The following is a 22,604-nucleotide window of genomic DNA, read 5'->3' as shown; positions in this document are numbered from 1 at the left end:
CTTATAGTTAGGCCAACAGCATCCTTCTCGATACAAGTCATCTGTATCTCTGTAGCCTAGATGAAAAAGTATTAAGTTATGTTGTTGAACATGGTTCTATTTCAGAGGTGAGACTTTCTTTCAACTGCTTATATGGCATCGGGTAGCCCAGATAATAACCTTGGGCTTGTTCGCAATTTAACGTTTTCAAAATTGACAGTTGTTGAGCATTTTCAACCCCTTCAGCCACAACACTAATGCCAAACCCTCGCGCTATATCAATGATACCAGACGTTATAGCTCTAGAACGATAATCATCTTCTAACCCACTGATGTAACTGCGATCGACTTTGATTTCATCTACATCCAATTTGCTAAATATACCAAAAGACGTGTAGCCAACACCAAAATCATCTATCGAAAAGGACACCCCTTGTTTTTTTAACTTCTGAACAGCGATTGCACACTGATCTATATCTTTCAAAATAGCGGTTTCAGTGATTTCCAGACAAAGTAAGCGAGCAAACTCGGGATCCTTTCGTAGATATTCGTCCAGATGGTTCATGTCATCAACGCTATTTAGCTCTACCGCTGAAATATTGACCGAGACACTATTAAGCTCATTCCCTAGCAAGCCATTAGCCCTAAGTTGTGACGCAGTCTTCTCTAGAACTAACGTAGTCAAATCACGACAAAAATAATTCTCTTCTGCTAGCGCGACAAAGATATCCGGTGAAACGACACCATAGCGCTCATGCGTCCAACGAGACAACACCTCCACACCTGCGACGAGTCTACTTTCAATGTTGAATTTAGGCTGAAACACAATATCAATCGCTTTGTCATCAATCGCTTTACGTAATTCTTGCACCATTTCTTGACGTTGACGTTCAAGCTCAGTGAGTTTTGGGTCATGAAATTCAATCGTGTCCTTGCTTTTCTTTGCTTCAGTTAAGGCGTGGGTAGCAGATGCCATGAGTTGCTTGGCATTATTCCCATCCGAGGGGAATAGAGCAGCGCCAATACAACAAGTGGCGTGGATATCATAACGATAAGCACACTGGTTAAATCTACGATGTACGAGGGCAATGTAGGATTCAATATGCTCCGTGTGGTTGAGTTTAACCAAGCACGCGAAGCCATCTGAGTGCACTCGTGATGAAAGCGGTTGATGCTCTATAGGAAGTTCAATAGATCGTGCGATATCTTTTAAAAATGAATTAGTATTCTCGAATCCGATCTGGTCAGCGACAGATTTGAAGTTATCAATGTCTAATAAGAAGAGGACATAATGGTCACTGGCTTGAGAATTTTTCAGTCTTTTATTTAAATATCGATAAAAGACTGAAGGGCTATGAAGTCCGGTGACACTATCAAGATCGTTGGCGCTCTCTAAATCGCGATTATTTTTCCGAACCATTACCCATAACAGAGCAGACGTTAGAATGATAAATACCAGACCTTTGACTGTCTGTGCTAAGGCATGTTCACGCAAGTCATTTGATAATGATTCAACCGCGAGATCAGAAAATAAAACCCATAAAGATGAAAGTATTAGGTAGCTGAATACTATGCTGGCCGGATATCTTTTTGTCTTGTTCATCGTTAGCTGCTATCTCTCAGTCTAATGTGTCATGACTTATATGTTATAAATTGCTCATAACGTAGCACCAACATAAATCGCAATCTACCGCTCGCGTTTTTATTTTTGACTTTTATTTACCGATTTTCGTCATCACTTTGCACGACGAAAGCCTTTTAGGGCTAAACATGCCAAAAATAATTTGTGTGGATGTTGGCTCTTAGTCAAACTAAGAGCTGCCGATCGCTTTTGTTGATGCCGGGTATGACTCTTCAATCACAATTGTATTTCGTCCTTTTAGCTTTGTTTGATAAAGCGCGCGATCGCACAGTCTTTCCACTTTTCCTTTTCTGATAGCAAGCTAATACCAAAACTAGACTTAATTGTTAGAGTTGGTTGTTGCTCAAGTTTGATCTTCTGAATTGCTGAGCGTAATTTCTCTGAAAGGGCTGCACACCAGTTACCTATGCTCCTGAAACAGTCGCTCACTATGGGTGTCTTCGCTTTCGACCTTGCCGTTGGTTAGTTCGATATCGACATTCTGACAAGGATTGGTTGATGGCCAGTCCACCAGCTGAATATCGAGCCTGATAAAAGGGTATTTTTGATAAAAAGATGGCAGGCGAGGTAACAGCCAGTTATGGCAAAAAGTGTGATTAACGCGCAGGCTCAACACGTCGGTTTCTTTTTCCCCGAACAAGATTTGAGTCTGCAATTTAAGGTGAGCAAGTGAGCCTGCCACAATCGGTTGATAATGCTGAGCAGCTGACGTTAGCTTTACGCCTTTGGAGCTGCGCTCAAACAATGTGGTATCGAGAAAGGTTTCTAAACTTTTAAGCTGCTGACTCACCGCAGCTTGGGTAACACAAAGCTCGCGCGCAGCAGCGCCAATAGAACCGAGGCGGGCAACAGCTTCGAACGCAACAAGGGCACGTAGAGGGGGTAACATGGCTTCACCTGATTGAAATAAAAGTGAAAAATACTTCAATCAGGTTTCAGTTTTTTGCGCTTACCGTTACAGATTAATGACGAAGGGACGTTGATCAGATATTTATGATCAACGTCCCTTTTCTTTATTTCATGTTCTTAGCGGTGTGTCGCCGCGTGAATCAAACGCAATTACTCTTTGATGTAGAGATCCTTAGAATAGATATGCCCTTCTACATTGTTCTTCGCAAAACCACCAACACTTGGTCGTACTAGACGAGCCTGCATGTAGTAGTAAATTGGCGCGATCGGCATGTCTTCTGCCAGTAACTGTTCTGCCTGGTCGTAGAAACCTTGGCGATCTTGTTCGCTGGTTGCGGCTAGTGCGCTATCCATTGCTGCGTCGTACTTTTCATTGTTGTAGCGAGCAAAGTTACCTGAAGAGCCAGAACGCAACAGGCTCAAGAAGGTTGATGCTTCATTGTAGTCACCACACCAAGAGGCGCGCATCACATCAAAATCACCTTGGCGACGCGATACCAAGTAAGACTTCCACTCTTGGTTTTCTAGTTCAACTTGTGCGCCTAAGTTGCCTTTCAGCATTGATGCAATCGCCACTGCAATCGACTTGTTCGATTCACTGGTATTGTAAAGCAGTTTGAAATCCAATGGGTTAGACGCATCGTAGCCCGCTTCTTTCAACAGCTCCTTCGCCTTTTGGTCTCGTTCCTTTTGAGTCCACGTGCTGTATTCAGGTTGTGTTGCATCAAAACCAGCCGTGTACTCATGAGCAAAGGTATAAGCCGGTAAGTTGCCCACCTGAGTCACACCATTGGTGATAACGTCACGCATCATAGAATAAGAGACAGCTTTACGTACTCGCGCATCATCAAAAGGTGGTCGCGTAGTATTGAATGCGTAGTAGTAAGTACACAACAGAGGCACTGTGGTAAACGCATCTTGATATTTGCTTTTAAGCTGCTGCGCCATGTGTGTAGGCACGTCCGAAGTAATATCGACCTCGCCCACCGCATAACGGTTAATCGAGGCATTCTGATTCTCAAACGGAATATAAGTTACTTCGGTTAAGTGGGTATCTGAACTGTCCCAGTACGTCGGGTTCTTCTTAAGCTCAATGCGCTCGTTCACCACCCACTCATCTAGTACGAATGCACCATTACCAACAAATTGCTTAGGATCGCTCCACGGCTTGTCACTACTTTCTAGGGTTGCTTTGTGCACTGGCATCATGGATGTGTGGCCTGTCATCGCCACAAAGTAAGGCACTTTACTATCGAGTTCGAATTTCACCGTGTGTTTATCGACGGCAGAGATACCTAACTCTTCAACGGGCTTTTTGCCTTCGGCTACGTCAGCAATGTTGTTGATTTGAGTAAGCTTGAGATACCAAACATTCGGCGATGCCGTTTTAGGATCGACCGCGCGTCTTATCGCATACACGAAATCATCGGCCGTCACTGGATCGCCATTCGACCATTTCGCGTCTTTACGTAGGTGGAATACAAACGTCTGGTTGTCTTCGGTTTCCCAAGACTGTGCAACACCTGGGGTGATATTGCCATCGCGATCTTGAATCACTAAACCTTCAAATAGGTCACGTAGAATGTGCATTTCTGGCAGGCCTTCTGCTTTCGCAGGGTCAAGCGTCGCCGCTTCTGCATCGTTAGCACGAACTAAATGTTGGTCTTTTGCCAGCGAAACACCAGCAGGTAAGGTTTCAGCAACGGCAGTCACTGATATAAAAGGGGTCAATAAAAATGAAATGAGTAAAGCCGTTGAATGTTTTTTAAAATCCATGTTTGTTTGCTCTCCTAGCCTATCTTTGAAGCAAGTAATAAAATTAACAATGCGACGGTTGACGAGTTTTGACGCTATGGTTTATTTAAAGGGGTTCATCTAATGGACTTAGTTAACGATTAATATAGCCAATAGTGAATACTTGATAGTACTTGATCAATCAGGAGATTAAGGTGAGTTTAATTCCAAGAACGGAAAGAGCTGCGTTTTCGATAAAGCCGCTGTCATATGGAAAATCGGTGTTGGGTGCCCCTTTGCTCTATTTCCCCGCACAAGTAGAAAGCGAATCTCGCGGGCTGATTTTAGCAGGCACACACGGCGATGAAACCGCTTCAATCGCAGGTTTGTCTTGCGCCCTAAGAAGCTTGCCAGCGGCCAACTTACGACACGATGTGATTCTGTCGATGAACCCAGACGGCAATCAATTGGGTACTCGTGCCAACGCAAACCAAGTCGATCTAAACCGCGCCTTCCCAACTCAAAACTGGACAGAAAACGGCACTGTCTATCGCTGGAGTTCTCACACCCCAGTAAGAGATGTAAAAGTGAAAACCGGGCAAGCCGATCAACTCGAACCTGAAGTGCAATCGCTCATCAAACTCATCGAACAGCGCCAGCCTAAATTCGTCATATCTTTTCACGAACCACTCGCTATGGTCGACGACCCAACCCAATCAGAACTCACCTCTTGGCTAGGCAAGCAGTTCAACCTACCACTCGTCGAAGACGTCGATTACGAAACCCCAGGCTCATTCGGCACATGGTGCCAAGAAAGAAACCTACCGTGTATTACCGTAGAGCTACCGCCCGTTTCTGCTGATCTGACGATAGAGCAGTATTTGGATGCATTTGTGGCGGTGTTGGGGTGTGAGGGAAATTAGTCTGGAGTAGGCTACATATACACATGCGAACAGTAATTCATCCTAATTACTAGTGAATCATATATTCCGTCTACTGAATCAATCCCATTCATAATCTATGCCGAATTCTTCCTTTGCATCATTTCAACTTATCTTTAGAGAAAGGCAATCGACATGATTAGCGCGATGAAAACTTCACTATCAATGAACTTCGGGGCTCGTCGCTATGAATCTAACTCGTTATAAAAAATCATGACAAGTGTCTGGACAAAAACGTTCCAAGAAAATGATCCTAAAACGGCACTATTTCTAAATTAATATTTATCGTTAGAGGTGATGACGATTGGGGTTTACACGCAAGTTACTACAAGTAGTGTAATAAAGGCTCCAGCAAAGCACTAGAGCCTTAAATACCATTAGAAATTGAATCTAATTAGTAGCCTCAAGCTCTTTCTCTGCAACCGACAGCATCTCAAACTCTTCCTCAGCGGTCGATGCGACCAATTTATTACGGCTATATAGGCCATAATAAGCACCACCAATCACAAAGAGTCCCATAGTCATAAAGAATGCAGATGGGTCAAAAGCATAAACACCCGTCATTGCAATAAGCGACAGCACTAGTGAAGTGCCGGAAGTCAGCATGCCACCCGGTGTTTTGTATGGACGGTGAAGCTCTGGTTGCTTGATACGCAACAATATATGACTAAGCGACATTAATGCATAAGACACTGTCGCCCCCACTACCGCCATCGCCAAGATCAGGTCGCCTTCTCCGGTCAATGACACAGCAAAACCAAACACACCCGGCACCACTAAAGCACGAGCAGGCACTTTGTTTTGGTTTGTAAGCGACAAGCTTTGAGGCAAGTAACCCGCACGAGACAATGCAAACACCAAGCGGCTATAACCGTAGATAATCGAGAAGAATGAAGCAATAAGTCCTGCAAGTCCTAGTATATTAACAGCCGTTGCAACGGTTGGATTACCGGTCAACTTCAATGCATCGACTAGAGGAACGGCGCTATTCGCAATCGCTTCAGAACCCACAGCGCCCGCAAGCAGCAGAACGACTAAGGTAGCGGTGACCAGTAAGAATAGCATTGCGCCGATAATGCCTTTGGGTACATCCTTGGCCGGGTTTTTCGCCTCTTCAGCAGCCAATGGAACCCCTTCTACCGCAAGAAAAAGCCACATTGCAAACGGTAGTGCCGCCCATACACCATACCAACCAAAAGGAAGTAGTTCTGTGGCTTGTGCGGTTGCCGGAGCGATATCAAACAGATTATTAGCATCAAACTCACTAACCAATACGCCTGCTGTCATAAGAATTGCTAGTACGGCTAACCCACTGATGACCATCATGACTTTCAGAGCTTCTCCCACCCCTGCCATATGAATACCGATAAAGATGGCATAAAAGATCGCGTAAACAAGAGGACCATCGATACCCATTAGTTCATTCACCGCTGAGCCAATAAAAATGACAATCGCGGCAGGTGCAAGGGCATACTCAATTAAGACGGATAAGCCGGTAAAAAATCCCCCCGTTGGTCCCATGGCTTGTCGAGCAAAACTATAGCCACCTCCTGCAGCGGGAATAGCCGCAGACATCTCCGCCAAAGAAAGGACAAGGGTGAAGTACATCACCGCCATAGCAATTGCTGCAATAAGAAAGCCTCCCCAACCAGCTTGACCGATACCAAAGTTCCAGCCTGCAAAGTCACCAGAGATCACGTATGAAACGCCTAACCCTGCTAGCAAAATCCACCCAGCGGTGCCCCTTTTAAGTTGTCTTTGCGCCAAATATTCCTGATGTTCTGACATTGTAAATCCCTCTATTTTTATCTTTTATCCAATTAAAAAATTGCCTGTGTGCTTGTCTTCTAACTGCTCACCACCTTCTTCCTCGATACTCGAACGATCTTTAAGGTTGACTCCAGAAAGCTCTAGCCGACGAGCTTCCTTCAATAGGTATACCGCTCGCTTACACGCATCCTCATAAGCCAACCCCTGAGGGCGAATATTAGAAATGCAGTTCCTATCAGAGTCTTTTACTCCTCTTCTCGCCTGCCAAGTCAGGTACATACCCATGCTATCTGGAGAGGTCAGTCCCGGGCGTTCACCAATCAAAACCACCACCATCTTGGCTTGTAAGCACTCGCAAACATCATCTCCTATTGCCACTCGGCCCTGCCTCACAACAGTAATAGGAGCAACATGCCACGGCACTTCGTCTTCCCCTAATAAAGAAAGCAGATGCTCAATGACTGGATTTGCATGATTTTGAATGGCAATTGAAGACAAGCCATCAGCCACTACTATCGCGAGATCAAACGGGGGAGACTCTGAATGAAGAACGGCTTGCAACTGATTCCAACAGACGTCATCAAGCTCACGACCAAGATCCGGCCTTTGCAAATACATGAATCTATCTGTCGCTTTGCTGTGCACCTTAATGGGTGCCTGAGAAGTGTGTTGAATGACCGAGTTTGATTGAGCGATGAGCTCAACCAATGCATCCACATCTAAAGCACAATGAACGGCATCCATCGCCTGTGCATGGTCGAGTTGAAATGAAAGCAACTCTTTAGTTGGAACGCTATTTCCACTTCGACCCAGTGCAATACGTGCCGATGTAAAACCTTTAAGCTCGTGCCAAGGGTTTTGAGTTACCAACTTAGAAGCAGAATGCTTTGCCATAGAGACCACCTTACCCATGTGCAGGGCCTCCATTAAGTTGTGCTAGAGCGCCAGCAAATGAGCCGGAGAGTCGTTCATTTAGGCGCACATCTTTTACATCATCAAAAATCTGCATCTGAGTTAGCCACTCCTCAAACTCCGGCGCAGGTTTTAAACCCAACACCTTGCGTGCATAAAGTGCATCATGAAACGAGGTTGTTTGATAATTGAGCATGATGTCATCGGAACCCGGAATCCCCATAATGAACGAGCACTCAGCGACACCGAGCAATGTCAGTAAGTTATCCATATCATTTTGATCGGCATAGGCATGGTTGGTATAGCAGATATCACACCCCATCGGCAGGCCAAGCAATTTGCCACAAAAATGGTCCTCAAGCCCTGCTCGAATAATCTGTTTTCCATCAAAGAGATATTCAGGGCCGATAAAGCCGACCACGGTATTAACCAACAATGGATTAAAATGACGCGCTACGGCATAAGCCCGTGTCTCACAAGTTTGTTGGTCCACACCATGAAAAGCATTGGCAGAGAGAGATGTTCCTTGCCCTGTCTCAAAGTACGTGACGTTACTTCCAACGGTGCCTCGGTTCAGCGAAAGCGCCGCTTCGTTTGCTTCTTTAAGGATCGAAAGGTTAATACCAAAGGTGTCGTTCGTACCTTGAGTGCCACCAATAGATTGAAAGACGAGATCCACCGGAGCGCCCATCTCAATCGCTTCAATCGTGTTTGTAACATGGGTTAATACGCAAGATTGGGTCGGGATCTGGTAGTGTTGAATGACCTCTTCCATCAGATTCATCAACTTAATTGCCTGTGGTACATTATCTGTTGCGGGATTAATGCCGATCACAGCATCACCATTGCCATACATCAAACCATCAAAAATACTGGCGGCAATGCCATTGAGAGAATCGGTTGGATGATTGGGCTGTAAACGGGTGGATAAACGACTAGGCAAGCCAATGGTGTTACGAAACGCAGTCACTACCCGACATTTTTTGGCGACTTGGATCAAATCCTGATTACGCATGATCTTACTCACTGCAGCCACCATTTCTGGAGTTAAACCAGGACGCAGCTTTGCAAGCGTGAGACTATCGGCTTCATCACTTAGCAGCCAGTTCCGAAAGTCTCCCACTGTAAGGTGATCAATCGCTTTAAACGCCTCTCTATCATGGCTATCAATGATTAAACGAGTAACTTCATCACTTTCATAAGGGATCACCGCTTCATTTAAAAACGTCTTTAGGGGCAAGTCTGCCAGTGTCATCTGAGCTACAACACGCTCTGCAGCAGAAGTCGCAGATACACCAGCCAAAACATCCCCTGAACGCTCTGGCGTAGCCTTTGCCATCAGATCTGCTAACGACTCAAAGTTAAAAACCAGGTGCCCTTGTTGTCGGCGATAAGCTGCTGTCATAAATTCCCTCTTCATAAACTGGTTCAGTTCTTGCTCAATAACCTTTTGTATATATGAGTAATTAAGCGATTTTTGAACCGAATTAATATCAAGAATCGGCAAACATAAAAAAGCATTAATAAACATAAACTTAAAGACACACTGTACTAATATGGGTCACATGGGTAGGTCATGGAATGATGAGAAAGGATGAAGAATTGATGCGTTATGCACCTAATTTGTGCACATTCAACACATTTGATGCAAATCAGCAGGCAGCCAGCCTCTTTAACTGGCAGCAAGAATATGACCAACTGAGTCAAGGAAGTTTTCTAGGTCAGATCCGTGAACGAAAATTTTCTCACGTGCACCTATTTCGAGAAGACAGCAACCGAAAACTCAAGCAGCAATGTCGTATTAATGAAGGGATTTGGTTAGGGATCAGTGCTAACGATAGACCTTTACACATCAATTACGCACAAGGTAATCCTGATAGTATTTTGATCCGTGAGGCTGGGGCGGATTTTGAGCTACTTACGCCAGAAACCTTTTCTATTTATGGGTTAGTCATAAGCCCTTCACTGGTTGAAATGATTCAGCAACAGCTAGAGATTGAATCGTTAAACAGCAAGAGCCACTTTCTTGGTTGCTCTCAACACTACACCCAACAAATAAAAGCTTACTTGAGCTTACTACTCTCCCCGAGTAAATCTCGCTGGTCTTTTCAAACTCATCAATCCATTGTTCAAGATATGTTGGTCGAATTGTTCGCTCAATCGTCTAATCAAAATATGCAAAAAACCAATGCCTCACAGCGTGAGAACACAATGCGTCGAATTAGGCAGTACCTAGATAACTCGCAGTACCGTAAACCCGTCACCGTGTCTGAACTGTGCGATGCGGTTTATGTCAGTCGCCGTACGCTGCAATACACCTTTGAGTCCTGTTGTGACATATCACCAAAACAATTTATACAAAATGTACGTCTCAACCAGGTACGGCGCATTCTGCAAAATCCGAGCGAACAACGGTGCATCAATGAAATCGCCTTTGACTTTGGTTTTTTTCATCTGGGATATTTTTGCCAAAGCTACAAGCAGTTGTTTGGTGAGTCGCCCATGCAAACACGTTCTAATGTCTAAAACCCAAAAAGTGTCGAGGGACAACTTAAAAAAATGTAGTTAGACGATATGAAAGACGAATAGATTAGTTGACTATCCTGCCTCAAGATCACAACGCATGAACTTCACTTCAAGTGCCTGCCGCCATCAAGGTGCAAAGTCCTTCCTGTCATATAGTGACTAGCCAAAACAAACTTAATGCCATCTATCACTTCTTCAAAGCCTGCCTCTGCGGGAATCAGTGCTTTTTTCAGAGCTTTGGTTTTGTACGCCTCGTCATCATGTTCATTGAATTTTATCATGGCAGGAGAGACAGTATTGACTTTCACCTTGGGAGCCAGCATCGCTGAGAACGACAGCGTCAAGTTGTTGAGTGCGGCTTTACTGGCCGCGTAAGCGATGTGTTTTTTACTGCCTTTTTCCGCAACGTAATCACTGATGTGGATGATGTCCGACGTTTTATCGCCAGACATTAGTTGGTCTTTGAGCATTAAATTAACCAGATAAGGCACGGTGGCGTGAATCGTCATCATCTGGTGCATGATTTGTGATGCATTTTCACTGGGGTTTGTCTTGTTCTCAGGCTTCCAGTCGGAAGCGTTATGTATGATGGCACGAAGTGTCTTATATTCTTGACCAACGTAATGAAGAAAGCCCTCTAGGCTGCTTTGTTGATAAAAGTCTACCTGTTGTAAGTCGGCTCCACTGTCGCGCAGTAATTGCAAATGAGGATAGTCACTTCGGTAAGTGCCAACCACATTGTATCCGTCAGATATAAGTTGCTGCGCCAGAGCGAATCCTAAACGCTTCCCCACTCCAGTTATTAGAATCGTTCCACTCATCGTAAAAACTCAGCTCTAGTTTGAGGGTTAGTTTTGAAACTGCCACCAAGCGCGGTTGTGGTGGTTTCAGAGTTAGCGTCCATAACGCCTCTCGATTTAACGCAGTAGTGAGTTGCTTTAATCGTCACAGCCACATTTTCTGTTTCGACTAGAGTCTGTATCGCGACCAGGATTTGCTGTGTAAGGCGTTCTTGAACCTGCGGACGCTGAGCAAAGAATCGAACAATACGGTTTATTTTAGATAGCCCAAGAATCTTGGATTCTGGGATATAAGCCACTTGTGCTAAACCATCGATGGTGATGAAGTGATGTTCGCACGTCGAAGTTAAATCTATATCCGATACCTTAACCATTTCATCAACTGACATTTTGTTGTCGATAACACTAATTTTGGGGAAGTTATTGTAGTCGAGCCCTGAAAATATCTCGTGAACGTACATCTTTGCAATGCGATGAGGTGTTTCAGCGAGACTGTCATCGGTTAAATCCAGCCCGAGCGTACTGACAACTTCCGTCAAAAGCCCTTTGATGCGGTTGTACTTCTGGTCGGGGTTCATTTCGCTCGATGTCATCGGGGTTTCAAGCCCCTTTTCGAGCAAAGCTTCTCTTACTTTTTCAGCTTCTGTGGTTAGCATTGAGTCGCTCCTTATGAGTTAATCTTCAAGTTCTGCTTCATAGCTCAGGGTGAGCGAGACGGAATCGGCGAAACGTAGAGCATGAGGCTTGTCAATTCTCACCTGAGCGTATCGGACCCATGAATGGTCGATACAAATACCGAGTACGTCGCTGGTTAACTTTTCTAAAAGCAGAAACCGTCCAGATTCAACATGTTCAATAATTTTTTTGCAGATATTTTTGTAGTTAAGTGCGTTCTCCACATCATCAGAGAGGCAAAGGTTGTTCGCGGGATAATGGATCTCCGCATTTATGACGATGTCTTGCTGCTTGGTTTTTTCTTCTTCGTTGAAGCCGATGAAGGTTCTTAATCTGAGATTTGTGATGGTGATAATCGCATTGTGATTCATAAAAGTTTCCGATCCTTAGAAGGTAGAGTGAGTTACGTGCCTATTAGCGGAAAAGATCAATAAAGCTCAAGCGTTCTGTTTAAAGCAGTTACAGGGACTAAGTGAAGCTGACCTCGAACGGTATAAGTTCGGTTTTCTGACTCAGCTGATCGAAGTTGTTCCAGAGATGCTGAAAAGAGATATCTAGAGTGGGATGAAGTTCTTGCGCGGCAACATCAACTAACGGTCGAAGCACAAAAGCGTACTCGGTGATTTCACCTCGAGGCAGCTCTACTCCATCAATAATGCCTACTTCGTTACCGTAAAGAAGGATATCGATATCCATCGTGCGCGAGGCATATTCTTTAGTTTCTCGCTTGCGGTCATTTTCTAATTCGATTTGATGCAGAACCTTAGCCAGTTCAGCGATAGAAAGGTCACATTCAAACCCTGCGACTAGGTTTAGGAAGTTGTCCCCTTCAAAACCAACAGGCTCACAATCGTAGAAATTAGAAATGTTCAGAGGTGCAAAGTGACTATTCAACGCTTTGAGAGATTCTGTGATGTGATGTTCGCGGTTAATGTTGCTTCCGATGCTGACATAGACGGTGGACATATTGTTTTCTCCCTTTTAGCTAACCTCTTACGTTGTAAGTCGCTAGGAAGATCAGCTATGTATCCGTTTGATGTCGGGAGGGTAAATGAAAATCTCCCGACAACTCATATTGAGATCGGTTCTAAGTTGGAAAGAGGGACTTTCGAACTAGGAAGTACCACGGGTAAAAATTCAGCTTATGAAGGTTCTGGACAATTCCGTGTCAGTGACTTTTCTAAATTAGTATTTAATGAATAACTACAGGTATAACAAAGTAATTGTTGAGCGCTAATGGGAAGAATTGGTTTATGGTGCGAAAGCAACTGAATTCATATAAAATAGCATAACTAATTGATTCCTATATTTATCAGAGGCAAAGATGAAAAAAACTTTAATTGCAATCAGCTGTACAGCGATCATCGGTGGTGGTGCCTTGGTTGCCAATAACATGTTGATTAAGAATGCAGCAGAAACTGTGACCAGTGAAGTTGAAAGCTCACTAATTGGACTAAAAAACCAATTCATTGATGCCCAACTGATCGATACGGAAATCAACAATAACAATATCAAGCAGAATTTCGCTATCTACATAAACAATGGTTCAAAAAGACTTCCTGAACCAATCTACCTAAGCCACACAGCAACGGTTGCGCCATTCGGACTTAGCGTTGAAGGTAATTTTAGTCTCCCGAAGGATAAAGGACTTACCTCAACGTTAATCAGAGAGGTAGCAAGCTTAAATGAAAGCATAAAATACACATTCGATACCAGCAATCAGTCTTTAGATCTACAAAGCAACTTCTCACTTGGAGAAATCAATACAGGCCGCTCAAGCAACTTCAAACTTGGCGATGTTGAGATTCTGTTTAAAGGCAATAAAGAAGCCTTCACTACATCCACAAAAATTGACGGAATTAGAATCTCTGAAAGAAGAGAACAGGCCTATATAAACGGCATTGAGCTTAAGTCAAATATCACTAATGACACCCATAATACTGAAATAATTGCAAATGATGGAGGTTTCAACGATCGATCTGGTGGATTTAGCTTCAAAGACGCGAAGTTTCATTCAGCAATTACAATTGAAGACAATACGAGCCTGAAGCTTGATTGGAAAGTTGACTCACTAGATCTTCAATCTCCAAACATCACCCAACTATCGAACAAACTTGGCTTAAGTGGTGAGATTAAAGGAGTTAATACTCAAGAGCTTAATAGCTTCATCGGTTTGATTGAAAGAAATCCTACAGAGGAAACAATTGAGGCTGCTTTTAAATCCATAATAGGTAATGGGATCAAATTCGAGAATATCAACATCTTCGTTAATGACTCAAGTTCCGATGGAGAAATTGAAATAATGCCTAAAAATTATAAAGGCTTAACTAACCGAGAATCAGAAGAGGCATTTGAGAAGTCCCTTAAAGTTGACTTCAATGTCACTATCACACCAAAGCTAGTTAAATTACTTGAAATCAACCAAAACGCATTGGACAGACTGTGGAACGAAGAAGAGTCAGGTAACTACACCACAACGATCAAGCAATCACTTGGGAAGACATTCATCAATGGCGTCGAAGCGAACTAACATTTCGTTCAAAAGTCTATTGCCGCCTTGCTATTTGAACATGCTAGGCGGCATGAATTCTCAGCTAAAGTACCAAAAGTACTCCATATATAGTAACGCCTTTCTTCACCGCATAAAATTAACTCAAAAGTTTTAAATATCCCTATGGTCGATACTGCATATCTGAGAAATTCTGAAGGGTAGACTCGGTCGGATTACCTCTTATAGGGTTAATATATATAAACACGATATTTACTATCTCGAACTCTAACCAACAATGGGGCAAAGACGTGTTTGCCGAGATCGACGCCAGCACGTCTTTGGACATAAGTTTTCTACACACCCTTTCTTTAAGGGTCACACAGAATGGTAGTTTTCCATCCACGAATGCAACTGCTTGGCTTTGTTTAGAGCAATACTGATTTCTTCTAATACAGAGTCAAAACTCTGTTCTGCGATTAATATTTCAGGCAATGGTGTTTCTATATTTACTGATTTTCCCGACTTTATGATTCGATATCCACTGGATTCCAAACCTTCAAAGTGACTTTTGATATCGTCAAAGTTGTCTGCTTGGCCTAGAAACTGCAACTTAATGACTTTGCCGTAGATCTGGTGAATGATTCGTACTTTTTTATTTACTGGAGCGGGATAGAAATGAATCCAATCGTGCCCATTAGCTCGAGGTTTTGATTGCTCAGGATTCAATTGAGGAAAATGTTCTGAGACATAAGCTAAGTATTGCTGTGCAAATTCTGTTGTTTTGGGGCAAACAGTAGCAACGTAACCTCTTCTATTTTTTTTAATAGCATCTCTTAATGTCTGTGCCTTATAGAGTCCTCGCTTATCACCTTGGGCAGCAAGGTAAACCATTATTTCTTCATATGAAATGGCAGCGTCGTACGGCTCAGAATTTCGAGCGATATATGCTTTTGGGGCAATAATACATGTTCTAAAATCTTGCCAAAAACCATCTTCTAGACCTCTGTTACCCCTAAGCCTGTATCTATCTCCTTGTTGGGCCTGAGCTGAAGCATCAATCTTGTTTTCAATAAGTATTGCTTGGGAAGATAAGTCATCTGATTGATAGATATAAACTAAGTCTGACTCACCTAGATTAGTATCTATGACAGAGTGCCAAGCACCGAGCGTTTTAACTGAGGTTATTTCTTCTCGAACACGACAAACAAACCATTGAGCAAATGAGTCGGAAACATTGAGCTCCTCTAGCACTAATAGATCAACATCACGCTCATTAATACTCTGAAATGTATTTAGTTCTTTCATTAGCCATAGCTTTCCTATCGTTGTTATCTGGTAAACGTCTACTAACCTAGACATTACATAGATAAGAAAAAGTAGGTCAAATCACCTCACTATGATTTGTGAGGTTGAGCTCGGCTAGCAAGGTAAGGGGCAAAGATAAGTTAGAGCTCCTAGTGATCTCTGACATAAAAAACAAGCGAATCCCCCCCCCCCCAAAAAAAGCATCAAAGTAATTCCAATCACCGCGTAAATATCGGTTTTGCCCATATACTAGCCAAGACAACGCGACGCCCAACGACATCATTAGCGCCATACTCCACGCACAAAAAAGCGCGAGAAACGGATGTCATTCTCGCGCTTTTTTAGAACCGTATATCTTGAAGTTTACGGTTAAATCTTAGCAGTAAACGTACGGCTAATTACATCCTGTTGCTGCTCACGTGTTAACGAGTTGAACCTCACAGCGTAACCCGACACTCGGATGGTTAACTGTGGGTATTTTTCTGGATGTTCGACGGCATCCAACAACATGTCACGGTTAAGCACGTTCACGTTAAGGTGCTGTCCACCCTCAACACGAATCGAACCTGCATTTTCCTCGTGGTGGAAGTAACCATCCATTAGTGCTGCTAGGTTCACTTTTTGGCTTAAGTCATCTTTACCTAGTGCATTTGGTACGATTGAGAAGGTGTAAGAAATACCATCTTTAGCGAATTCAAACGGCAGTTTGGCAACTGAAGAAAGTGAAGCAACCGCACCTTTCTCGTCACGACCGTGCATTGGGTTTGCGCCCGGGCCAAATGGCATACCTGCGCGGCGACCATCTGGTGTGTTACCAGTTTTTTTACCATATACAACGTTTGAAGTAATCGTAAGGATAGATTGAGTTGGAACCGCTTCACGGTAGGTGTTCATTTTCTGAATTTTCTTCATAAAACGTTCAACCAAATCACAAGCAATATCATCAACACGTGAATCGTTGTTGCCGAATTTTGGATATTCACCTTCAATCTCAAAGTCGACAGCGATGCCATCTTCGTTACGTACTGGTGTTACCTTCGCGTATTTGATAGCCGCTAACGAGTCAGCAACAACCGACAGCCCTGCAATACCACAAGCCATTGTGCGATGAACATCGCGATCCATCAATGCCATTAACGATGCTTCATAGCTGTAACGGTCATGCGAGTAATGGATCACGTTCAGCGCAGTGACGTATTGCGTTGCAAGCCAATCCATCATGTCATCAAAGCGTGGCATTAAGCGGTCAAAATCGAGAACTTCATCTTCGATACGAGCAACTTGAGGACCAACCTGCATGTTAGATTTTTCATCAACACCACCGTTAATGGTGTAAAGCAACGCTTTAGCAAGGTTTGCACGAGCACCAAAGAACTGCATATGTTGGCCAACCACCTGTGGGCTCACACAACACGCAATCGCGTAATCGTCATTATCAAAATCCGCACGCATTAGATCATCGTTCTCATACTGAAGTGATGAGGTTTCGATAGACACTTTAGCCGCGTATTGTTTAAACGCGATAGGCAGTTGTTCAGACCATAGAACCGTCATGTTCGGCTCTGGCGCTGGGCCCATCGTGTGCAATGTGTGCAAGTAGCGGAAAGTCGTTTTGCTAACAAGAGTACGACCATCAACGCCCATACCAGCCATTGCTTCTGTTGCCCAAATTGGGTCGCCAGAGAACAATGAATCGTATTCAGGAGTGCGAAGGAAACGAACCATACGAAGCTTCATGATGAAATGGTCAATCAACTCTTGCGCTTGTTTTTCATCAATCAGACCAAGTTTAAGGTCTCGTTCGATGTAAACATCTAGGAAGGTTGATGTGCGGCCTAGCGACATCGCAGCACCATTTTGAGACTTAACCGCAGCTAAGTAACCAAAATAGGTAAATTGGATTGCTTCTTGCGCAGTTCGAGCAGGAGAAGACATATCAATGCCGTACTTCAAACCCATTTCTCGCATTTCATCAAGGGCACGAATTTGATCAGTAAGCTCTTCACGTAGACGCAATGTCTTATCTAAATCACCACCCGTTTCAAGCATCTTCTGAGTCGATTTGAATTGCTCATTTTTGTCTAATTTTAGGAAGTCGATACCGTACAAAGCAAGACGACGGTAGTCGCCGATAATGCGTCCACGACCATAAGCATCCGGCAGACCAGTAATAATACCAGAACGGCGACATGCTTTAATTTCGTCGGTATAAAGATCGAACGCTACTTGGTTATGCGTTTTGCGGTACTCAGTGAAGATCTTTTCGATTTGTGGCTCTAATTCACGACCGTACACTTCGCACGACGTTTTCACCATTCGAATACCACCATTGGCGATGATGCCGCGTTTCAGTGGTTTATCGGTTTGTAGACCCACGATTTTTTCGAGGTTTTTTACAATGTAACCGGCATCGTGTGAGGTGATAGTGGAAACGATATCAGTATCAAAATCGACAGGGGCATGAGTGCGGCTTTCTTCTTTAATACCCTCTAGCACCGATTCCCATAGCTGTGTCGTCGAGTCCGACACGTCCGCAAGAAAAGATTCATCACCTTCATAAGGGGTGTAGTTTCGCTGAATAAAATCACGTGCATTAACGGATGTTTGCCACTCGCCAGCTTGAAATCCCGCCCAAGCTTCCATCATATCGGTTGTCGGAATAGTCATAATGACCTCCTAAGTTATTGATAAACAGACAATATCGATGATTATTTATAATCATTGGTTTCTGCTGGCTATACTAAACCGACCAATCTATGAGTAAAGTGAGCTGTTTTCATAAAATACATGCACAAAATGCATTTATTGAAATTACTATTTTATATTCAATACCTTAAGTTGAAGGTTAACTACTCTAGATTCCAATTAGTTTGTTCCTTCAGAAGTAGGAAATAGACTCTTAGTGACTCACCGACGTTGAAAACAGGTTGATGATCACCACACCAGACAGAATCAAAGCGATGCCAATGATCGCGTAGATGTCTAGCTTTTGCCCGTAGACCAACCAAGACAACGCCGCGACCAACACTATCCCTGCCCCACACCAAATCGCATAGGCGACACCCAAAGACATGGTTTGAACCGTGAGAGACAACAGATAAAAAGCAAAGCCATAACCGACGAGTACTGCGGCGGTAGCAGGAAGGGAAGTAAATTGCTGCGTTTTAGGCAATAGAGAAGTCGCGACAACTTCAAGCACGATGGCGAGTGACAGCATCACTGGAGGCGGAAGAGATAAAAGCATGTTTGAGTCCACAACATTAAATACGGCGCTCAGAATATTGTAGTTTTATTTCCAATTCATGCGATTTTCAGTAAGCAATTATTATGAAGTGCCTTAAAAATTCTTAAATGTGACTTTCGGTTAACACGAGGAACCTAAATGCTCTATTATTACAAATAAGTAATAATCATTTTCTATTTAAGGGGATTATCAAAACATGCACTCACACCTATACTAGCTCCAACAAAACGAGAGAGCGGAAACAATTAAGCTCAACTACGCTTAACGGGTTGAATTTAATTGCACAGTTATCCGCTGTACTGACATATAGGAAACATCCAATGACAATCGAAATTAAACCTGGTCAAACGCATATCAAATCAAAAGCAATGGTTGCATGGGCAGCTGGAGAGCCACTAAAAATGGAAGAAGTTGATGTACAACTTCCTAAAGCTGGTGAGGTTCTAGTTCGCATCGTTGCTACTGGTGTTTGTCACACTGACGCATTCACATTATCAGGTGACGATCCAGAAGGTATCTTCCCTTCAATTCTTGGTCACGAAGGTGGCGGCATCGTTGAGATGATCGGCGAAGGCGTTACAAGTGTTGAGATTGGCGACCACGTTATCCCACTTTACACAGCTGAATGTGGCGAATGTAAGTTCTGTAAATCTGGTAAAACTAACCTATGCCAAGCCGTTCGTGAAACGCAAGGTAAAGGCCTAATGCCAGACGGTACAAGCCGCTTCTCTATCAATGGCGAAACAATTTTCCATTACATGGGTTGCTCTACTTTCTCTGAGTACACAGTACTTCCAGAAATCTCTCTAGCGAAAGTAAGCAAAGAAGCACCACTTGAAGAAGTTTGTCTTCTAGGTTGTGGCGTAACAACCGGTATGGGCGCTGTACTAAATACAGCTAAAGTTGAAAAAGGCGACAACGTTGCTGTATTCGGCCTAGGTGGTATCGGTCTATCTGCAATCATTGGTGCTCGCATGGCTGGTGCTGACCGCATCATCGGTGTTGATATCAACGAGAGCAAATTCGAGCTAGCAAAACAGCTTGGCGCGACAGACTGCATCAACCCAACTAAATTCGACAAGCCAATCCAAGACGTTATCGTAGAGATGACAGACGGTGGTGTTGAGTACTCTTTCGAGTGTATCGGTAACGTAAACGTGATGCGTCAAGCACTTGAGTGCTGTCACAAAGGTTGGGGCGAATCAGTCATCATTGGTGTTGCAGGTGCAGGTCAAGAGATCTCAACTCGTCCATTCCAACTAGTAACTGGTCGTGTATGGCGTGGTTCTGCTTTCGGTGGTGTTAAAGGCCGCTCTGAGCTTCCAGAAATCGTTAACCGTTACATGGCGGGTGAGTTTGGTCTTCAAGAGTTCATCACTCACACAATGGGTCTGCAAGACGTAAACGAAGCATTCGACCTAATGCACAAAGGTGAATCTATCCGTACTGTTCTACACATGGATAAGTAACACATCTTGGCCTCGATTCTTTCGAGCATCGAGGCCACAGCTACAAATGAATAGCAACAAACTGTCTTCACCACCTCCTGCCCGGTGGGTGGTGAAACTTTATGTAATATAGACAAATTTACTCCCAAACCATCAACCTAACGGAGCACAATAGATGACAATCGAAAACATTAGCCAAGCAAAGGTTGCTGGTGGTTGGCACAAACAATACACCCACTTTTCTGCAACGCTTGACTGCAACATGCGTTTTGCGATTTTCTTGCCACCTAACGCAAGCAAAGAAAACCCAGTTCCTGTTTTGTATTGGTTGTCAGGCTTAACCTGTACCGATGAAAACTTCATGCAAAAAGCCGGCGCTTTCAAAGCCGCGGCTGAGCAAGGCATCGCGATTGTGGCACCAGACACTAGCCCACGTGGCGAAGGTGTTGCCGACGATGAAAATTACGATCTCGGCCAAGGTGCAGGCTTCTATGTGAATGCCACTCAAGCGCCATGGGACAGCCATTACCACATGTACGATTACGTGGTAACAGAGCTCCCTGCATTACTTGAGTCGTTCTTCCCTGTTACATCCGTAAAATCGATTTCTGGTCACAGCATGGGCGGACATGGTGCCCTAACGATTGGCATTAAAAACGAAGATAGCTACCGTTCTATCTCTGCATTCAGCCCAATCACCAACCCAATGCAATGCCCTTGGGGACAAAAAGCCTTCAACCAATACCTAGGCTTGGATATTGAAGAGTGGAAACACTACGATGCCTCTGAGCTTCTAAAAACCAAAGGCACTAAACTGCCAATGTTGGTCGACCAAGGTGAAGCCGATAACTTCCTGATTGAACAGCTTAAACCTGAGCAATTAGTCGAAGCCGCTAAGGTAACCAATGCCGATTTAGATCTACGTATGCAGCCTGGTTACGACCACAGCTACTACTTCATCTCTAGCTTTATTGATGAACACATTGAGTTCCACGCTGCTTACTTAAACAAGTAGCCAGATGAATTTAGCCCGCACTTTGTAAACGCAAGGTGCGGGCTTTTTTATGCCTACTGATTTTATAACGGTTGCTTTTATAACTGCTTAATACGCTGCTTTAACGCTTCTAAATCTATATCATTGCCAACAATTCGTAATCGAACATACTCTTCAGTCATCGCGTCGCACGTAATAGCAAAATCGACACCCGAACATGTCTTAATACCGATACTCTCAAATAGCTTTGAAAGGTGAGTTCCTCTCTTTTTCAACAACATAATGGGCGTCGATATTGACGTGCCAACCACCTCAATATTGTTCTCAGACAACAAGCCGATCATTTGCTGCTTAAAGTATTCAGTTTTGCTGCGGTTCATTTCTAAGAAGTGTTTTGCATTGGGTAAGGTCGCCGATGCGATTTTTATTGAGGGGTAAGTCGGCGTAAACACACTCACCGCAGCTTCGATTGCAGAAGTCAGGTTTTCACTGCTGGCTAAGTAACCGAGTCGAATCCCAGCGAGCCCTAAACCTTTAGAAAAGGTTCGTAAAACTATTAAGTTGTCCAAGACTAAGGTCTGATCGAGCATAGACTGCTCAGGGGTCAGGTATTCACCATATGCCTCGTCGACAATCAAAATAGCGCCAGAACGCTCACATACTCTCGCTATCTCGACCAGATAAGCTCTGTCGTAGATTCGACCCGTTGGGTTGTTGGGATTATCGATATACACTAAGGCAGGATTTTGACTGCTTATTTTTGATGCCAACACACCGAACAGATCCGACTCGTTTTGATAATCAAACATGTTGATGGACTGGTACTTCCCGCCCACCAAAGTGAACTCTGATACTGCTTCAACAAACTGAGGGCCAATGCCTATCATGGTGCGATTGTTGTGATCGATAAGTTTATTGAAGATAAGTTCTAGCGCCCCAAGAGAGCCCGTGGTGTACGTAATACGACAATCTTCAATCCCAATAAACTGGCGAGTCAGATAAGTCAGCTCCGAAAGCTCCCTGTGGCAATAGTACTTATCAATACCGTAGATAATATCTTTGATCACATGTTCAGGAATTTCTGGTGCGCCAAATGGATTGGAGCCAAGTGAACAATCGATACGAAATGAGTGATCGACATAAGAATGGTATTCGCCACTTAACCGTGGATTTAAATGCATAAGAAAACGCTCAAAAAATATTCATGCGCTATTCTTATCGTACTGAATTTTAT

At 43.7% G+C, this 22,604-nt stretch carries 18 protein-coding genes and 2 pseudogenes; 5 read left to right on the top strand and 15 right to left on the bottom strand.

The genetic code is table 11. The annotated features are described in order from the left end of the window. Positions 1-76: 76 nt before the first annotated feature. From AB6F11_RS13425 to AB6F11_RS13410, 4 genes and pseudogenes are all read right to left on the bottom strand, one after another. Positions 77-1,582, bottom strand: coding sequence for a bifunctional diguanylate cyclase/phosphodiesterase (locus tag AB6F11_RS13425; RefSeq protein WP_102393945.1), 1,506 nt, complete (start codon positions 1,580-1,582; stop codon positions 77-79). A gap of 208 nt (positions 1,583-1,790) precedes the next feature. Further along, positions 1,791-2,014: pseudogene (locus tag AB6F11_RS13420) on the bottom strand (GGDEF domain-containing protein); the annotation flags it as partial. A 10-nt stretch (positions 2,015-2,024) separates the two neighbouring features. Next, a pseudogene (locus AB6F11_RS13415) lies at positions 2,025-2,510 on the bottom strand (LysR family transcriptional regulator); the annotation flags it as partial. A gap of 170 nt (positions 2,511-2,680) precedes the next feature. Continuing rightward, positions 2,681-4,306 carry an ABC transporter substrate-binding protein gene (locus tag AB6F11_RS13410; RefSeq protein ID WP_102393946.1) on the bottom strand — a complete coding sequence of 542 codons (1,626 nt, stop codon included), beginning with the start codon at positions 4,304-4,306 and terminating at the stop codon, positions 2,681-2,683. A gap of 173 nt (positions 4,307-4,479) precedes the next feature. Between AB6F11_RS13410 and mpaA the strand changes: the two genes are divergently transcribed. Then, positions 4,480-5,187, top strand: a complete 708-nt coding sequence (gene mpaA, locus AB6F11_RS13405; RefSeq protein ID WP_102393947.1) for a murein tripeptide amidase MpaA — start codon at positions 4,480-4,482, stop codon at positions 5,185-5,187. A 408-nt stretch (positions 5,188-5,595) separates the two neighbouring features. Here mpaA and eat read toward each other — a convergent pair whose 3' ends face one another. From eat to AB6F11_RS13390, 3 genes are read right to left on the bottom strand one after another with little or no spacing between them, the layout of a single operon-like run. After that, a complete protein-coding gene (gene eat, locus AB6F11_RS13400) occupies positions 5,596-6,993 on the bottom strand; it encodes an ethanolamine permease (protein WP_102320877.1) in 1,398 nt (465 codons plus the stop codon). Between the two features lie 24 nt (positions 6,994-7,017). Next, positions 7,018-7,887, bottom strand: coding sequence for an ethanolamine ammonia-lyase subunit EutC (eutC, locus tag AB6F11_RS13395; RefSeq protein ID WP_102393948.1), 870 nt, complete (start codon positions 7,885-7,887; stop codon positions 7,018-7,020). After that, positions 7,880-9,292: an ethanolamine ammonia-lyase subunit EutB gene (locus AB6F11_RS13390; RefSeq protein ID WP_102393949.1), complete on the bottom strand. Its 1,413-nt coding sequence runs from the start codon at positions 9,290-9,292 to the stop codon at positions 7,880-7,882. Before AB6F11_RS13390 ends, eutC begins: the two co-directional genes overlap by 8 nt. 200 nt (positions 9,293-9,492) lie before the next feature. Between AB6F11_RS13390 and AB6F11_RS13385 the strand changes: the two genes are divergently transcribed. Then, complete coding sequence (locus AB6F11_RS13385; RefSeq protein WP_102393950.1) at positions 9,493-10,413, top strand: helix-turn-helix domain-containing protein; 921 nt, start codon at positions 9,493-9,495, stop codon at positions 10,411-10,413. 104 nt (positions 10,414-10,517) lie between these two features. Here the strand turns inward: AB6F11_RS13385 and folM are convergent, their stop codons facing one another. From folM to folK, 4 genes are all read right to left on the bottom strand, one after another. Beyond that, positions 10,518-11,234 carry a dihydromonapterin reductase gene (folM, locus tag AB6F11_RS13380; protein WP_104216029.1) on the bottom strand — a complete coding sequence of 239 codons (717 nt, stop codon included), beginning with the start codon at positions 11,232-11,234 and terminating at the stop codon, positions 10,518-10,520. Next, the gene (gene folE / locus AB6F11_RS13375) at positions 11,231-11,869 is read right to left on the bottom strand and encodes a GTP cyclohydrolase I FolE (protein ID WP_102398130.1); all 639 of its coding nucleotides are present in this window, start codon (positions 11,867-11,869) and stop codon (positions 11,231-11,233) included. Before folE ends, folM begins: the two co-directional genes overlap by 4 nt. Positions 11,870-11,887: 18 nt before the next feature. After that, the gene (gene folX / locus AB6F11_RS13370; RefSeq protein WP_017067658.1) at positions 11,888-12,259 is read right to left on the bottom strand and encodes a dihydroneopterin triphosphate 2'-epimerase; all 372 of its coding nucleotides are present in this window, start codon (positions 12,257-12,259) and stop codon (positions 11,888-11,890) included. 97 nt (positions 12,260-12,356) lie between these two features. Then, entirely contained in the window at positions 12,357-12,854 is a 498-nt protein-coding gene (gene folK, locus AB6F11_RS13365; protein WP_102320872.1) for a 2-amino-4-hydroxy-6-hydroxymethyldihydropteridine diphosphokinase, read from the bottom strand. Positions 12,855-13,212: 358 nt separating this feature from the next. Between folK and AB6F11_RS13360 the strand changes: the two genes are divergently transcribed. Next, positions 13,213-14,418: a hypothetical protein gene (locus AB6F11_RS13360; protein ID WP_017068538.1), complete on the top strand. Its 1,206-nt coding sequence runs from the start codon at positions 13,213-13,215 to the stop codon at positions 14,416-14,418. A 336-nt stretch (positions 14,419-14,754) separates the two neighbouring features. On the opposite strand, the gene AB6F11_RS13355 is transcribed toward AB6F11_RS13360, so the two are convergent. The 3 genes from AB6F11_RS13355 to AB6F11_RS13345 form a co-directional block, all read right to left on the bottom strand. Then, entirely contained in the window at positions 14,755-15,684 is a 930-nt protein-coding gene (locus AB6F11_RS13355) for a PD-(D/E)XK nuclease superfamily protein (RefSeq protein ID WP_102398049.1), read from the bottom strand. Between the two features lie 369 nt (positions 15,685-16,053). Beyond that, positions 16,054-18,351 carry a formate C-acetyltransferase gene (pflB, locus tag AB6F11_RS13350; protein ID WP_104216027.1) on the bottom strand — a complete coding sequence of 766 codons (2,298 nt, stop codon included), beginning with the start codon at positions 18,349-18,351 and terminating at the stop codon, positions 16,054-16,056. 232 nt (positions 18,352-18,583) lie between these two features. Further along, positions 18,584-18,928, bottom strand: a complete 345-nt coding sequence (locus AB6F11_RS13345; protein ID WP_017069768.1) for a multidrug efflux SMR transporter — start codon at positions 18,926-18,928, stop codon at positions 18,584-18,586. Between the two features lie 320 nt (positions 18,929-19,248). Here AB6F11_RS13345 and AB6F11_RS13340 point away from each other — a divergent pair, with 320 nt between their 5' ends. Beyond that, positions 19,249-20,397, top strand: coding sequence for an S-(hydroxymethyl)glutathione dehydrogenase/class III alcohol dehydrogenase (locus tag AB6F11_RS13340; protein WP_012601124.1), 1,149 nt, complete (start codon positions 19,249-19,251; stop codon positions 20,395-20,397). Positions 20,398-20,551: 154 nt separating this feature from the next. Next, positions 20,552-21,391 carry an S-formylglutathione hydrolase gene (gene fghA / locus AB6F11_RS13335; protein WP_104216026.1) on the top strand — a complete coding sequence of 280 codons (840 nt, stop codon included), beginning with the start codon at positions 20,552-20,554 and terminating at the stop codon, positions 21,389-21,391. Positions 21,392-21,468: 77 nt separating this feature from the next. Here fghA and AB6F11_RS13330 read toward each other — a convergent pair whose 3' ends face one another. After that, the gene (locus AB6F11_RS13330; RefSeq protein WP_017061632.1) at positions 21,469-22,551 is read right to left on the bottom strand and encodes a pyridoxal phosphate-dependent aminotransferase; all 1,083 of its coding nucleotides are present in this window, start codon (positions 22,549-22,551) and stop codon (positions 21,469-21,471) included. Positions 22,552-22,604: the final 53 nt, after the last annotated feature.

The organism is Vibrio sp. 10N.247.311.14 (assembly GCF_041467715.1).
Classification (GTDB): domain Bacteria; phylum Pseudomonadota; class Gammaproteobacteria; order Enterobacterales; family Vibrionaceae; genus Vibrio; species Vibrio crassostreae_C.
The sequence above is the reverse complement of the archived record's forward strand: the minus strand, read 5'-3'. Positions and strand labels throughout refer to the sequence as shown.

Bases quoted from the DNA above. Each gene is read 5' to 3' on its own strand.
- AB6F11_RS13385 (WP_102393950.1), top strand. From the start codon at position 9,493: ATGCGTTATGCACCTAATTTGTGCACATTCAACACATTTGATGCAAAT.
- AB6F11_RS13330 (WP_017061632.1), bottom strand. From the start codon at position 22,551: ATGCATTTAAATCCACGGTTAAGTGGCGAATACCATTCTTATGTCGAT.
- pflB (WP_104216027.1), bottom strand. From the start codon at position 18,351: ATGACTATTCCGACAACCGATATGATGGAAGCTTGGGCGGGATTTCAA.
- AB6F11_RS13360 (WP_017068538.1), top strand. From the start codon at position 13,213: ATGAAAAAAACTTTAATTGCAATCAGCTGTACAGCGATCATCGGTGGT.
- folX (WP_017067658.1), bottom strand. From the start codon at position 12,259: ATGAATCACAATGCGATTATCACCATCACAAATCTCAGATTAAGAACC.
- folK (WP_102320872.1), bottom strand. From the start codon at position 12,854: ATGTCCACCGTCTATGTCAGCATCGGAAGCAACATTAACCGCGAACAT.
- folE (WP_102398130.1), bottom strand. From the start codon at position 11,869: ATGCTAACCACAGAAGCTGAAAAAGTAAGAGAAGCTTTGCTCGAAAAG.
- AB6F11_RS13410 (WP_102393946.1), bottom strand. From the start codon at position 4,306: ATGGATTTTAAAAAACATTCAACGGCTTTACTCATTTCATTTTTATTG.
- AB6F11_RS13390 (WP_102393949.1), bottom strand. From the start codon at position 9,292: ATGACAGCAGCTTATCGCCGACAACAAGGGCACCTGGTTTTTAACTTT.
- fghA (WP_104216026.1), top strand. From the start codon at position 20,552: ATGACAATCGAAAACATTAGCCAAGCAAAGGTTGCTGGTGGTTGGCAC.
- eutC (WP_102393948.1), bottom strand. From the start codon at position 7,887: ATGGGTAAGGTGGTCTCTATGGCAAAGCATTCTGCTTCTAAGTTGGTA.
- AB6F11_RS13355 (WP_102398049.1), bottom strand. From the start codon at position 15,684: ATGAAAGAACTAAATACATTTCAGAGTATTAATGAGCGTGATGTTGAT.
- folM (WP_104216029.1), bottom strand. From the start codon at position 11,234: ATGAGTGGAACGATTCTAATAACTGGAGTGGGGAAGCGTTTAGGATTC.
- AB6F11_RS13425 (WP_102393945.1), bottom strand. From the start codon at position 1,582: ATGAACAAGACAAAAAGATATCCGGCCAGCATAGTATTCAGCTACCTA.
- AB6F11_RS13345 (WP_017069768.1), bottom strand. From the start codon at position 18,928: ATGCTTTTATCTCTTCCGCCTCCAGTGATGCTGTCACTCGCCATCGTG.
- eat (WP_102320877.1), bottom strand. From the start codon at position 6,993: ATGTCAGAACATCAGGAATATTTGGCGCAAAGACAACTTAAAAGGGGC.
- AB6F11_RS13340 (WP_012601124.1), top strand. From the start codon at position 19,249: ATGACAATCGAAATTAAACCTGGTCAAACGCATATCAAATCAAAAGCA.